This window comes from uncultured Georgenia sp., from assembly GCF_937958535.1.
GTDB lineage: Bacteria > Actinomycetota > Actinomycetes > Actinomycetales > Actinomycetaceae > Oceanitalea.
Map to the genome: position 1 here is coordinate 25,592 of NZ_CALGNQ010000253.1, position 13,618 is coordinate 39,209.

The following is a 13,618-nucleotide window of genomic DNA, read 5'->3' on the forward strand; positions in this document are numbered from 1 at the left end:
TCTCTCCTCTCCGGCGGGGTCGGGCCCGCCCGGGGTCACAGGTGGTGGCGCTGGGCGCGCCGGTCGCGCTCGTACTCCGCACGGGCGCGGCGCGTGCTCTCCAGCCGGGACACCTCGGCCACCGGGACGTCCCACCAGCTCGACGAGGGCGGCGCCGGGCCACGCAGGTCGGTCTCGACGACGACCGCCGTCGTGGCGGAGGCAGCCACCGCCTTGCCGAAGGCCTCGCGGAACTCGGCGACCGAGCCCGGCTCGAGCACCTCGATACCGTAGCTGCGCAGGTTGGCGGCGAGGTCCACCGGCACCGGCGGGCCGTCGAGCATCCCGGTCTCGGGGTCACGTACCCGGTACTCGGTGGCGAAGCGCTGGGAGCCGTGGGACTCCGACAGCGCCCCGATCGAGGCCCAGCCGCGGTTCTGCAGCACGACGAGGACGACCTTGACGCCCTCGGCGACGATGGTGGCGATCTCCTGCGGGGCCATCTGGTAGCTGCCGTCGCCGACGACGGCGACGACCTCGCTCTGCGGCCGGGCCAGCTTGACGCCGAGCGCCGCGGGGATCTCGTAGCCCATGCACGAGTAGCCGTACTCGAGGTGGTACTGCACCGGGCTGCGCGCCCGCCACAGCGCCTGGAGGTCGCCGGGCATCGACCCGGCCGCGTTGACGAGGACGTCCTCCTCCCCCATGAGCTCGTTGAGCACGCCGAAGATCTCGGTCTGGGCGGGCAGCGGGCCGTGGCCGCGGTGGTAGCACTCCTCGGTGACCCGCTGCCAGTCGGCGACACGCTCGGTCACCTCCCGGGAGTACTCCGCGGCGACCCGGTACCCGGTGAGCGCCGCGGTGAGCGCGGTGAGGCCCTCGCGGGCGTCGGCGACGACCATCTCGGCGGCGTGCTTGGCGGCGTCGAAGGCCTTGACGTTGATGTTGACGAAACGCACCGCGGGGTGGCGGAATGCGGTGCGCGAGGCGGTGGTGAAGTCGGTGTAGCGGGTCCCCACGCCGATGACGACGTCGGCCGCTGCGGCCAGCGCGTTGGCGGCGGCGTTGCCGGTGGCGCCCACGCCACCGGCCGCGCACGGGTGGTCCCACGCGATGGCGCCCTTGCCCGCCTGGGTGTCGACGACCGGGATGCCGGTGGCGTCGGCCAGCGCGGTGAGCGCGCCGCTCGCCTCGGAGTAGACCACCCCGCCGCCGGCGACGACGAGCGGCCGCCGCGCCTCCCGGACGAGCGCGGCCGCCCGCTCCAGGGCTGCCGGCTCGGGCACCGGGCGCGGCACGTGCCACACCCGGCGGCGGAAGAGCTCGGTGGGCCAGTCGTGGGCCTCGGCCTGGACGTCCTGGGGCAGGCAGAGCGTCACCGCACCGGTCTCGGCCGGGTCGGTGAGCACCCGCATCGCGGCGAGCAGGCTCGCGGGGAGCTGCTCGGGGCGGTGGATCCGGTCGAAGAAGCGGGAGACCGGGCGGAAGGCGTCGTTGACGGAGGTGTCCAGGGTCTGCTCGTTCTCCAGCTGCTGGAGCACGGGGTCCACCCGGCGGGTGGCGAAGAGGTCCGCGGGCAGCAGGAGCACCGGGATGCGGTCGATGGTGGCCAGTGCCGCGCCGGTGAGCATGTTCGTCGAGCCGGGGCCGATGGAGGCGGTGCAGGCGAAGGTCTGCAGCCGGTTGGTGGTCCGGGCGTAGCCGACGGCGGTGTGCACCATGTTCTGCTCGTTGCGGGCCTGGTAGAAGCGCAGCGGCCGGGTGCCGGGCTCCGGCTCCAGGACGCTCTCGAGGAGGGCCTGGCCCACCCCGGCGACGTTGCCGTGGCCGAGGATGCCCAGGACGCCGGCGAAGAGGGGCCGTTCCACGCCGTCACGCTCGGTGTGCTGGGCGGACAGGAAGCGCACGAGCGCCTGCCCGACGGTCAGGCGGACGGTCCCGGGGCTGGTCGTGTCGGTCATCGTCGCTCCTCCGGCTCGGGCGGACGTGGCGGGACGGGACGGGTCATCGGCAGCCGGGGGTCGACCGGCAGGTCCTCCCACGTGTCCCGTACCCAGTCGTGGGCGGGGTCGATGGTCATGAGCCAGGTCCGGTCCGGGGCGGGGCCGGCCATGACGTTGAGGTAGTACAGGTCGTACCCGGGGGCCGCCATGGCCGGGCCGTGGTAGCCGTGCGGGACGAGGACGACGTCGCCGGTGCGCACCTCGGCGGTGATGTCGACCGGGCGCCGGGGTGTGCCGTAGGTGCGGTGGACGGCGAAGCCGGGGCCCACCGGCCCGGGCCGGACCACGTAGTAGTAGATCTCCTCCAGCTCACGCTCGTGCTCGGTGTGCTCGTCGTGCTTGTGGGGCGGGTAGGAGGACCAGTTGCCGCCCGGTGTGAGCACCTCGCACACGAGGAGGTGGTCGGTCTCGACGTCGTTGCCCAGCGCGTAGTTGTTCACCTGGCGGGAGCACTGCCCGGCGCCGCGCAGCTCGGTGCGCACCCGGCCCGCGTCCTGGTAGGAGACGGCCGGTCGCCGCTCGGCGCGTGCCGTCGGGAGCGCGACCGTGCCGCCCGCCGCCGAGCTGAGCCGCGCCGTCGTGTCCCGGGGCAGGTAGAGGTAGTCGGTGACGGCGGTGAAGACGTCCGGGCGGCCGGTCAGCTCGTGGCGCTGCCCCTCGACCTCGACGGCGCACCCGCCGGCGAGCGGCAGGACGAGCATCTCGTCCTCGCCGGTGGCCAGCTCCACGCTCCCGCCGGCCGGCAGCTCGACGACCTTGAGCCCGCTGAAGCGCCACCCGGCACGCTCGGGGGTGAGGTCGAGGGTGTAGGGGCCGTGGGCGGTCTGCCCGGCCCGGAGCACGAGGTCGCGGGTCACAGCAGCGCCACCGCCCTGTCGACGGCGCCCTCGACGTCGTCGTCCGGGGGGTAGAGCAGGGTGCGGCCCAGGACCAGCCCGCGGATGCCGGGCACACGCAGCGCCCGTGCCCAGCCCTCGACCGTGGCCGCGACGTCGTCGCCGACCTCACCGCCCAGGACGAGCGTCGGCAGGGTGGAGGCAGCGGCCACCGCCTCCATGTCGGGGACGAGCGGCACCTTGAGCCAGGTGTAGGCCGAGGTGCCGCCGAGGCCGGCGGCGATGGCGACGGCGGTGACGACGGCCTCGGTGGTCAGGACGTTCGTCGACCGGCCCTCCACCCGGCGGGAGAGGAAGGGCTCGACCAGCGCCACCCGGCGGGAGGCGGCGAGCGCGTCCACGGCGTGGGCGGTGGACTCCAGGGTGCGCAGCGAGCCGGGGTCCTGCGGGTCGATCCGCAGCAGCACCTTGCCGCCGTCGAGCCCGGAGTCGACGACGGCGCGGACGGTGTAGCCGGTGAACCGGTCGTCCATCTCGAACCCGGCGCCGCGCAGCCCGCCCCGGTTCATCGACCCGTAGACGAGCTTGCCGTCCAGCGCACCGAGCAGGGTGAGGTCCTCGACGAGGTCCGGGGTGCCGAGGAAGCCGTGGACACCCGGGCGGGCGAGGGCGGCGACGCAGCGGCGGAGCAGCTCGCGCCGGTCCCCCATCGCCATCGGGTCGTGGCCGACGGCCAGCGAGCCGCGGGCGGGGTGGTCGGCGGCGATGACCATGAGCCGTTCCCCGGGCCCCGGGAGCCGCCCGCGCGGCCGCTGCGCCAGGGCGCGGGCGACCCGCTCCGGCTCGTGCATGCGCAGGTCGCGGATCTCCTCGACGGTGAGCATCTAGACCACCCGTCGCTCGACCTCGTGGGGGTGGGCACCGCCGTCGAGGACCTCGCGGACCTCCTCCTCGGTGGGCATGGCGGTGGAGCACTCGAGCCGGGCCGCGACGATCGCGCCGGCGGCGTTGGCCGCGGCGATGGTGCGCTCCAGCGGCCAGCCGGCGAGCAGCCCGTGGCACAGCGCCCCGCCGAAGGCGTCGCCCGCGCCGAGACCGTTGACCACCTCGGTGGGGACGGGCGGGACCTCGACCCGCTCGTCCCGGGTCTTGGCCAGGGTGCCCCGCGGGCCCTGCTTGACCACGGCGAGCTCCACCCCGGCGGCGAGCAGCGCGTCGGCGGCCCGGTCGGGCTCGCTCTGCCCGACGGCCACCTCGCACTCCTCGCGGTTGCCGACGGCGATCGTCACGCCGGGGAGGACGTCACGCACCAGGCCGCGGGCCTCGTCCGGGGAGTCCCAGAACATCGGCCGCCAGTCGAGGTCGAGGACCGTGTGCGCGCGGCGGCCCCGCGCCGTGAGGGCGGTGAGGTGGGCGGAGCGGGAGGGCTCCTCCGACAGCCCGGTCACCGAGAACCACATGACCCCGGCCTCGCGGACGGCGTCGACCGGGACGTCCTCGGGGCGCACCTGGAGGTCCGGAGCGGTGGGCTCGCGGTAGAAGTACAGCGGGAAGTGGTCCGGCGGGAACATCTCGCACAGCGTGATCGGGGTGTTGAGCTCGGGTGCCGTGATGACGAACTCGTCGCTCACGCCGAGGCGGACCATCTCACGGCGGACGTAGCGGCCCAGCGGGTCGTCGCCCACCCCGGTGATCGTCGCGGCGCTGTGGCCGAGCCGGGCGGCGGCGACGGCGACGTTCGTCGGGCTGCCGCCGAGGAACTTGCCGAAGGTCTCGACCTCCTCCAGGCCCACGCCGGTGGTCAGCGGGTAGATGTCCACGCCGCACCGGCCGAAGGTCAGGACGTCCAGACGCCGCGAGCTCCCCATCGCACTCTCCTCGGTCGGTGTCCACGATTCTCACCCAGCCGCCGGGAGCGGTCAACCGTTTGTCTGGACAAAGACCCGAGGGTGGTCGGGGCACGAGCGGCCAGGGACGCCCCGGCGGTGACCGGGGGCGACCGGAGGCCGGCCCGGGGGACCACGGTACGGGCGGGCATGGCGCCGGGTCGCGGAGATGGCATTATGTGTAATTGTCCCGACAAGGCGCCGAGGAGAACCATGACGACGTCGCCCGTGCCGGAGCGGCCGGCGGAGGTCTACCGCCCCCGGGTCCACCTGGACCGCACCAGCCCCGTCCCGCTCTACCACCAGATCGCGTCGGTGCTGCAGGAGGCCATCGTCTCCGGGGAGATCGCCGCGCACACCCGGATCGAGAACGAGCTGGCGATGGCCGACCGGCTGCGGGTGTCCCGGCCCACCGCCCGCCGCGCGCTGCAGGAGCTGGTGGACAAGGGGATGCTCGTGCGCAAGCGCGGCGTGGGCACCGAGGTGGCGCCGGAGATCATCCGTCGCGCTGTCGAGCTGACCAGCCTGCACGACGACCTCGCCGCCGCCGGCCGCCGCCCGCGCACCGAGGTCCTCGACTACGAGGTACGCCCGGCCGACGCGGAGGCGGCCCGCCGGCTCCAGCTCGACGTCGGGCAGGAGGTGGTCCACGTGCGGCGGCTGCGGTACGCCGACGACGAGCCGCTGGCCCTGATGACCAACGTCATCCGGGCCGACCTCGCGCCCTCGCGACAGGACCTGGAGGCCGACGGCCTCTACGCCTCCCTGCGTGCCCGCGGCGTTCGGCTGCGCCTGGCGCACCAGACCATCGGGGCCCGCCAGGCCACCGCCGCCGAGTCACGGATCCTTCACGAGCCGGCCCGTGCCGCGGTGCTCACCATGGAGCGTGTCGCCATCGCGGACACCGACACCATCGTCGAGCTCGGCACCCACATCTACCGCGCCTCGCGCTACACCTTCCAGACCACGCTCGTCGCCCACTGAGCGGTCGTCGCGGCGCGGTCCCAGCGACGCGGTCCCGGCAGCACGCCCCCGGCGGCACGACCGGACCGGCCGCGCCGCCGCGGATGTCACCTGCGCCGCAGCCGCCGGACCCCGAGGGTCGTCGCGCCGCCGACCAGCGCCAGGGCGAGCGCCACGAGCAGCACCGTCGTGACGTCCGCACCGGTGGTGGGCAGCCCGCCCCCGCCGGAGGCCGGGGGCGTGGTCGCCCCGTCGGTCGGGGCGGGGTCGGTGGGCGTGTCCGTCGGGCCCGGGCCGGTCGGCTCCCCCGTCGGCTCCTCGGTGGGCTCCCCGGTCGGTTCCTCGGTGGGCTCCTCGGTGGGCACCTCGCCCTCGACGACGGCGAAGTGCCAGGCGTTCACCCCGCCGGTCTCGGCGGACTCCCACGAGACGAGGATCGCCCCGTCGGTGCGCAGCGGCTCCAGGGCGGCGGCGTCGAGCTCCATCGTCACCGTGCTGCTGCCCGGCTCGACGTCCGCCACCACGCTGCCGAGCAGCCGCCCGCCCATGTCCGGTGCCCACGGCGCGGCGGCGACGTCCTCGGGAGAGCAGGTGGAGAAGCCGAGCTCGTCGCCCGGGCAGCTGGAGACCCACACCGGGACCATCGCCGGGTCGCCGGTCCACGCGAAGGCGCGGACCGTGCCGGGCTCCTGCGCGGCGAGGGAGAGCGTCACCGAGGGGTTGGCGATCTCGACGTCGGTGACGTCGAGCGCCCGGCCGGCCGGCAGCCCGGCGATGGTCACCCCGCGCGTCGCGGACTGGTAGATCGTCTGCGGTGACTCGACACCGCGCAGGGCGGTGTCCGGGATGGTCGGCTCCCGTGGCTCCGTGGGCCGGTCGGCGGGCGGCTGGTAGCCCTCGAGGTAGGCGTGTCCCCACCGGTAGGGCTCGGACTGCTGGCTGCCGAACGGTGACCATGCGTTGCGGGTGTCGCCGATGAAGTCCTGGTTGTCGGAGTCGTACGGCGTGATGTTGAGCCCGAGGTAGGTCGGGTCGACCGCGGTCTCCCCCGGCACCCCGGTGGGGGCGGCGCTCGGGGCGCTGACCGCCGCCGGGAGGTTGGCCAGCGGGATCTTCACCTCGACCGTCCACCGGCCGCCCTCGTAGCTGCCGTCCTCCGTCCGGGTCGCCGCGACGGCGACCTCCTGGCCGGGTGAGTTCGGCCCGTCCTCGACCGTGTCGGCCAGCGGACCGGAGGAGAAGCCCTGGTGATTGTCCGCGTCGCGGCTCCAGCACGGACCGTCCGGCCCCTGCCCGGCGGTGCCCTCCGGGTCGTCGGTGAAGGGCATGATCCCGCTCTTGAAGGTCGTCGAGGTGTCCCGGGACGTGGCCTGCGGGTCGAGGAGCACCTCGACCGAGTCGACGAGCCAATGGCCGAAGCAGCGCTCCGGTGTGGCGGCCGCGCTCGCGACGTCGTCGACCACCTCGGCGACGACGTAGAGCGCGTCGTCGTGCCAGGCGAGGCGGGCGGTGCTGCCGGCGCCGCAGTCGGTGCCGTCCGGGGCGCACTCCTGCCCCTCCCAGCGGCGGCCGATGTCGATCGGGTCGCCGTACCCGTCGTCGGCCACGCCGTCGACGGCGGGTGCCTGTTCGGCCTGCGGGACGACGGTGGTCGGCACGACGTACGTGCGCAGCGTCTCGCTGCTCTGCGGTCCGTCGGTCACGGTGGTGACCACCGGGATCTCGGCGACGTAGCCGCCGGGGTCGCCGGGGTCGGTGTGGGTCAGCACGAGCTCCACCCGGGTCTGCCCGCCCGGGGCGAGGTCGGTGAACGCCACGGGGTCGGAGGCGGCGAAGCCCTCGCCGACGTCGAGCCGGACCTCGCCGTCGGCCGGCAGCGCCGTGCGGTTGGTGACGACCACGGGCACGGTCACCGACTCCCCGGCACCGATCTGCGTCTCGGCGGCGGAGCGGCCGGCGACGAAGGTGTACTCCTCGGCCCACTCGTCGTAGGCCGCGTAGTTGCCCCAGCGCTCGAACCGCCCCTCGACCCCGGCGATGACGTCGACGCGGGTGTCGTTGTAGGCCGTGACCTCGCCGTTGTCGAAGTGCGCGGCCAGGCGGTAGCGGCCGAAGGCGGTGTCCTCACCAGGGGTGACGGTGAAGGTGACGCTCGCCTCGTCCTCGGCGGTGACCGGCCCGAGCTGCTGCGGCTCGGAGACCGTCCACCCCTCGGGGACCTCGAGCGTGACCTCGCCGGCGGCGACGGTGGCGCCGCCGGACCGGCTCGCCACGGTGACCTCGAAGGGCTCGCCGGGGGCCTGGAACCAGGCGTCCGGGGTGATGGTGTACGTGCTGCCCAGCGGCATACCGCCCGGGTCCGGGAGCACCGTGCCGAAGAGGATGGCGTCGTCGCGGGCGTTGGCCTCCGTGCCGTTCGGCTGGAACGGGACGAGAGAGTGGGCGATGCCGTAGCGCAGGCACTGCGGCTCCCACACGTCCACCTGCTTGACGCGGGCCTGGGTCGGGTGGGCGCGGTTGCCCTCGCGCCCCACGTGCGCCCAGGTCATCGGCGTTCCCGGCTCCTGGCCCTGGATGTTGCCGGGCAGCCACTCGTACGGGGAGTCGTAGCCGCTCCACGTGCCGACGACGGTGAACGGGTTCGTCGGGGCGGGGACGAAGCCGGTGTTGCACTGCGGGCCGTCGGTGCCGCCCTCCCCCTGGGTGCTCGCCCCGGAGGTGATGACCTTGACCTGCCAGACGTCGACGGCGTCGGGTCCGGTGAGCTGCTCGGGGTACATCGTCGGGTCGGCGGCGGCCGCGGCGGCCTCCCAGATGAGCCGCCCCGCGGTCTGGTGGTGCCCGTGGCCGGCGGGTGCCGGGGAGAAGCCGATGAGCACCTCGGGCCGGGTCTGGCGGATGACGTGGACCACCTGGCGTTTGATGTCCTGGTCGCCCCACACCTCGGCGGTGAGCGCGGCGCTGGTGTTGTAGAAGAAGTCGACGGCGTCGATGTTGTAGATGTCGACGGTGCCGGAGCGGTAGTGCGAGGCGCGGTCCTCGTTCTCCCGGCGCAGCCCGAGCGCCGGCCCGGACTCGTTGCCCACCGAGTTGGAGCCGCCCTCGCCGCGGGTGAGCATGATGAGCCCGCAGCGCACGCCGTAGCGGTCGTGCCACACGCCGCACGGGGTGGTGAACCCGGCGTCGTCGTCCGGGTGGGCCCACATGCCCATGACGTCGATCTTCGTCGGGTCGACCTCGGTCGCGACGCTCGGTTCGGCGACCGTCAGCGGCGGGTCGTCGGCACCGGACGCCGCCGGGACGAGGGCGGCGACCCCGAGCGCTGCGAGCGCGGCCGCGGCGACAGCTCGTTTCATCTCTACCCCCTGGTCGGACAGACGGCCTCGTCTGTACGCGTCGCCCTGCGCTGGGCGCGATGCCGACGAACGTAGCGAGGCGGGCCCGCAGGCGCAAGCAGGACGGGCGGCTCGGAGCACCTCGCCCAGCCGACTTGGGCCGCCTCACGCGGGCCGCTCAGGCCGCCTCGCCCGGCAGCTCGGGCCATCTCGCCCAGCCGGCTCAGGCCGCCTCGCCCGGCCCGCCCAGGCCACCTCGCCCTGACGACTCGGGCCGCCTCGCCCGGCAGCTCGGACCGGCTCGGCCGGCCCCGTCAGTCCTTGACGGCGCCCTCGAGCATCCCGCGGATGAAGTGGCGCTGGAGGAAGAGGTACAGGACGACGGTCGGCAGCGCGACGAGGATCGCCCCCGCGGCGAGGAGGACGGTGCCCTGGGTGTACTGCCCCCGGAAGAGCGCCAGGCCCAGCGGCGCGGTGCGCAGCTCCTGGTTCGGTGACATGACGAGCGGGATGAGGAACTCGTTCCACGTCCACATGAAGGTGAGCAGGAGCAGCGTGACGATGGCCGGGCGGGCCACCGGGAGCAGCACCTGCCACAGCACCCGGTGGTGGCCCGCGCCGTCGAGCCGCGCGGCCTCGATGATCGAGCGGTTGGCCCCGCGGAAGTACGCCCGCATCCAGAAGGTCCCGAACGCCACGGACTGGGCCACCTGGGGCAGGGCGATGCCCCACACCGTGTTCGTCAGGCCCACGGCCTGGAAGTCGAAGAAGAGCGGGACGACGATGGCCTCGGTGGGCACCATGATGCCGACGAGGAAGACGTAGAAGAGCACCTGCGCGCCGGGGAAGGTGAAGGCGCCGAACGCGTAGCCGGCCATGATCGACAGCACGGCCGCGCTCGTCACGACGATGACGGCGACGACGACGGAGGTGGCCAGGTACTCCCCGAAGCGGCCCTGCTCCCACGCCCGGCCGAAGTTCTCCCAGTGGAGCAGGCGGCCGGTGGCGGCGTCCTGCGGGGTCTCCGGCGACAGGGCGGTGCCGAGGATGGTGAGGATCGGGCCGAGCGCGAAGGCGGCGAAGACGATGAGGATGAGGTAGTTGCCCACCCGCTCCCCGGTGGAGACTCTCATCGCTCCCGCTCCCCGATGAGGTTGACCGCGAGGTTGATGAGGAAGATGAGGGCGGTGAGGACGATCGCGACGGCAGCCGCCGACCCGACGTCGCCCTCCATGAAGGCACGCCGGTAGACGACGTAGCTGGGCACCGTCGTCGACGTCCCGGGGCCGCCGGAGGTGGTGACGTAGACGAGGTCGAAGGTCTTGAGCGCGGCGATGATGGTCAGCGTCAGCGACACGACGATCTCGGCGCGCACGGCGGGCACGGAGATGGCGAAGAAGGAGCGCACCGCGCCGGCGCCGTCGAGCGTGGCGGCCTCGTAGAGGTCGTTGGGGATGCGGGCCATGCCGGCCATGAGGAGCACGGTGACCAGGCCGGTGCACACCCAGGTGCCGACGAAGCCGACGGCGGGCAGGGTCCAGGTGAAGTCGCCGAGCCAGGCACGGGTGAGCGCGCCGAGCCCGATCGCCTCCAGGGCGGTGTTGAGGGTGCCGTCGGGGGCGTAGATCTGCCGCCAGGCGACGGCGACGACGACCATGGCGACGACCTGCGGCAGGAAGACGACGGTGCGGAAGAACGGCAGGCCGCGCACCCGGCCGCGGACGAGGACGGCGGAGAGCACCAGCCCGATCGCCACCGGCAGGACGGCGAAGAAGAAGATGAGCACGAGGGCGTGCCAGAACGCCTCCCGCAACCGGGGGTCGGTGACGACGTCGACGTAGTTCTCCAGGCCGACGAAGGTGGCCAGCGTCAGCCCGTCCCAGTCGTACAGGGAGATCTGTGCGGCCCGGCCGAGCGGGTAGAGCAGGAACGTGGCGTAGACGACGAATGCGGGGGCGAGGAAGAGGTACGGGGTCAGGCCGAAGAGGCCCAGCCGCCGCGGGCGGCCCGGTCGGGCCGCCCGCGCGGTGGGTGTGGTCCGCTCCCGGGTGCTCACTGCGTGGAGGCGACGAACTCGCTGTAGTCGGCCTCGAGCGCGGCGAGCAGCCCGTCGACGTCGAGCTGTCCGCCGAGGAAGGACTGCAGGCTCTGGCCGAGGGTGTCGCTCATCGTCGGGGTGGCCCAGTCGAGGTAGGGCACGAGGGCGCCCTCCTCGGTGACCTCGCTGTAGGCGGCGTAGATGTCGGCCTGCAGCCCGCCGTCGGGCATGTGCTCGGACGTCTCGACCACGGGCATGTTGCCGGTCTCGGCGAGGACGGCCATCGCCTCCTCGCTCGTGATGAAGTCGATGTACGCCGCGCCGACGTCGGGGACGTCCGAGGACGCCGTGACCGCGAACGGGATGCCGGTGCCACCGGTGGTGACCCTGGGGCCGCCGGCCTCGACGGGCGGTGGGGCGAAGAAGCCGGCGTCCTCACCCATCGCGGCCTCGATGTCCGGGCCGAGCCAGGAGCCGGCCATGAGGTAGACACCCTCGCCCTCGGTGAAGGACTGCCACACGGCGTCGTAGTCGGCGCCGTTGAAGCCGTCGTTGAAGTAGCCCGCCTCGACCCACGCCGCGAGCTCCTCCGCGGCGGCCCGGTTCTCGTCGGTCTCCCAGCTGGCGCCGGCGTTGCCGAAGCCCAGCGCCCGGATCTCGTCCGGGTCGACGTGCGCGCCCTGGACCGGGCCGAAGACGTGCGCGGCCGGCCACTGGTCGAGGTTGCCCAGGAGCAGCGGGGTCTGGCCCGCCTCGCGGATGGTGGCCAGCTGCTCACCGAACTCGGCCCAGGTCTGCGGCACCTCCAGGCCGAGCTCCTCGAGCCTGGACTTGGAGTAGTACACGCCCACGACCTCACCGACCTGCGGGAGGCCCCAGATGGAACCCTCGCCGAAGGTGACGCCGTCCGCGGAGTAGCGGGTGTTCTGCAGCACGGAGTCGGAGAAGCGGTCGGTCCAGCCGTAGGCCTCGGCGTAGTCGTCGAGGTTGCGCAGCTGGCCGGCTGCGACGTACTGGCCCATCTGGGAGCGCGAGTTGTTCACCTGGGTGACGTCGGGGGCGTCGTCGCCGGTGAGCGCCAGCCGCAGGGTGGTGGTGAGGTCGTCGTTGGACATGGTGTTGCGCTCGATGGTGACGTTCGGGTAGCGCTCCATGAAGGCGGCGTTGAGCTGCTCCATCTGCTCGTTCTGCCCGCCGCGCACCTCCTGGTCCCACACGACGAGGGTGACGTCGCCGAGCTCGGAGATGTCGGTGCTGACCTCCTCGGCGGTCTCGCCGCCGGTGGTCGCCGGCTCGTCCGGGCTGTCCCCGCCGCCGCTGCCGGGGGTGCAGGCGGCGAGCGCCAGCAGCGCCACCGCGGCGGTGACGACGGTCCGGCGGATCCGTGGTCGGCTCATGATCGTTCTCCTTGGTCGTCGGGCGGTGGGGCCGCCGTCGGTGTGTGGTTCATAAGTTAGAGGTCGGACTCGAGGGCGAAGGTCGCCTCGGCGCGGCGGGTGACCCGGCCGGGACGGGCGGGCAGGACGTCCGGGAGGAACCGGTAGTGCTCGTGCAGCTCGGCGGCGGCCGGGTCGCCGGCTCCGTGGGCGGCGTCGAGGGTGCCCCACCAGTCGTGCAGGTCGCCGATGCCGGGGGCGGCGAGAGAGCCGCCGAAGCCCTGCACGGTGAGGCCGGAGCACAGGGCGGCGAAGCGCAGGCGCCGCTCCAGCGGCCAGCCCGACAGCGTGCCGCGGACGAAGGCGGCGAGGAACACGTCGCCGGCGCCGGTCGGGTCGATCGCCTCGACGTCGAGCGCGGGGACGTGGCACTCCTCGCCGGTGGCGGCGTCGACCGCCAGCGCGCCCTCGGCGCCCAGCGTGACGACGACGAGGGGGACGCGTTCGGCCAGCGCACGGGCGGCGGCCCGCGGGGAGTCGGTGCCGGTGTAGGCGGTGGCCTCCGCGGCGTTGGGCAGGAAGGCGTAGCAGTCGTCCAGGGCGTCCAGCCGGGCCGGGTCCCAGCGCTCGGAGGGGTCCCAGCCGACGTCGGCGAAGACGAGCGCCCCGGCCGCGGCTGCGGCGCGCCACCAGCGCTCCTCCGCGCGTGTGTCGTCGAGGTCGATGATGACGGCGCGGGTGGTGGGCGGCTCTCCGATGAGCTCGTCGTACCCCACCGGCAGCGGGTGGCCGTGGGTGACCATCGCCCGGTCGCCGTCGTAGGCCATCGAGACGGTGACGGAGGTGTGGAGGGAGGGGACGCGCACGGAACGGGACAGGTCGATCGCCTCGTCGGCGAGGATGTCCCAGCACCAGCGTCCGTAGACGTCGCCCCCGAAGCCGGTGGCCAGGCCGGTGGCCAGCCCCAGGCGGCTGGTGGCGACGGCGAGGTTGGCGATGCCGCCGGGCAGCGAGCCCATTCCGCTGGCCCACACCTCGGTGCCGGGGCGCGGGCCGGTGGGCATGCCGGAGAAGACGATGTCGAGGAACAGCGGCCCGGAGAGGAAGACGTCGAGGACGCTCCCCTCGGGTGCCTCCTGCGGCGTCCTCACCTGCTCCTCGGTCACGTTGTGCTCCCCTGGTCGGTCGGCCGAGCCCGTCGC

10 protein-coding genes are annotated in these 13,618 nt (G+C 73.8%); 1 reads left to right on the forward strand and 9 read right to left on the reverse strand.

The window, feature by feature from the left end; genetic code table 11:
- Positions 1–35 precede the first annotated feature (35 nt).
- From iolD to iolC, 4 genes are read right to left on the reverse strand one after another with little or no spacing between them, the layout of a single operon-like run.
- Positions 36–1,940: a 3D-(3,5/4)-trihydroxycyclohexane-1,2-dione acylhydrolase (decyclizing) gene (iolD, locus tag Q0195_RS13785; protein ID WP_299279505.1), complete on the reverse strand. Its 1,905-nt coding sequence runs from the start codon at positions 1,938–1,940 to the stop codon at positions 36–38.
- On the reverse strand, positions 1,937–2,839 hold the full coding sequence (iolB, locus tag Q0195_RS13790; RefSeq protein ID WP_299279507.1) for a 5-deoxy-glucuronate isomerase: 903 nt from the start codon (positions 2,837–2,839) through the stop codon (positions 1,937–1,939). The genes iolD and iolB overlap by 4 nt, the downstream gene beginning before the upstream one ends.
- Entirely contained in the window at positions 2,836–3,702 is an 867-nt protein-coding gene (locus tag Q0195_RS13795) for a deoxyribose-phosphate aldolase (RefSeq protein ID WP_299279508.1), read from the reverse strand. The genes iolB and Q0195_RS13795 overlap by 4 nt, the downstream gene beginning before the upstream one ends.
- A complete protein-coding gene (gene iolC, locus Q0195_RS13800; RefSeq protein WP_299279510.1) occupies positions 3,703–4,686 on the reverse strand; it encodes a 5-dehydro-2-deoxygluconokinase in 984 nt (327 codons plus the stop codon).
- 231 nt (positions 4,687–4,917) lie between these two features.
- Between iolC and Q0195_RS13805 the strand changes: the two genes are divergently transcribed.
- Positions 4,918–5,688, forward strand: coding sequence for a GntR family transcriptional regulator (locus tag Q0195_RS13805; protein ID WP_299279512.1), 771 nt, complete (start codon positions 4,918–4,920; stop codon positions 5,686–5,688).
- Between the two features lie 86 nt (positions 5,689–5,774).
- Here the strand turns inward: Q0195_RS13805 and Q0195_RS13810 are convergent, their stop codons facing one another.
- The 5 genes from Q0195_RS13810 to Q0195_RS13830 form a co-directional block, all read right to left on the reverse strand.
- On the reverse strand, positions 5,775–9,023 hold the full coding sequence (locus tag Q0195_RS13810; RefSeq protein ID WP_299279514.1) for a sugar-binding protein: 3,249 nt from the start codon (positions 9,021–9,023) through the stop codon (positions 5,775–5,777).
- A 293-nt stretch (positions 9,024–9,316) separates the two neighbouring features.
- Complete coding sequence (locus Q0195_RS13815) at positions 9,317–10,135, reverse strand: carbohydrate ABC transporter permease (RefSeq protein ID WP_299279516.1); 819 nt, start codon at positions 10,133–10,135, stop codon at positions 9,317–9,319.
- Positions 10,132–10,995, reverse strand: a complete 864-nt coding sequence (locus Q0195_RS13820) for a sugar ABC transporter permease (RefSeq protein WP_299279520.1) — start codon at positions 10,993–10,995, stop codon at positions 10,132–10,134. The genes Q0195_RS13815 and Q0195_RS13820 overlap by 4 nt, the downstream gene beginning before the upstream one ends.
- 59 nt (positions 10,996–11,054) lie before the next feature.
- Positions 11,055–12,437 (reverse strand): extracellular solute-binding protein, encoded by a 1,383-nt coding sequence (locus Q0195_RS13825; protein WP_299279518.1) that lies wholly within the window; start codon positions 12,435–12,437, stop codon positions 11,055–11,057.
- Positions 12,438–12,493: 56 nt separating this feature from the next.
- Positions 12,494–13,582: a PfkB family carbohydrate kinase gene (locus tag Q0195_RS13830; protein ID WP_299279522.1), complete on the reverse strand. Its 1,089-nt coding sequence runs from the start codon at positions 13,580–13,582 to the stop codon at positions 12,494–12,496.
- Positions 13,583–13,618 lie beyond the last annotated feature (36 nt).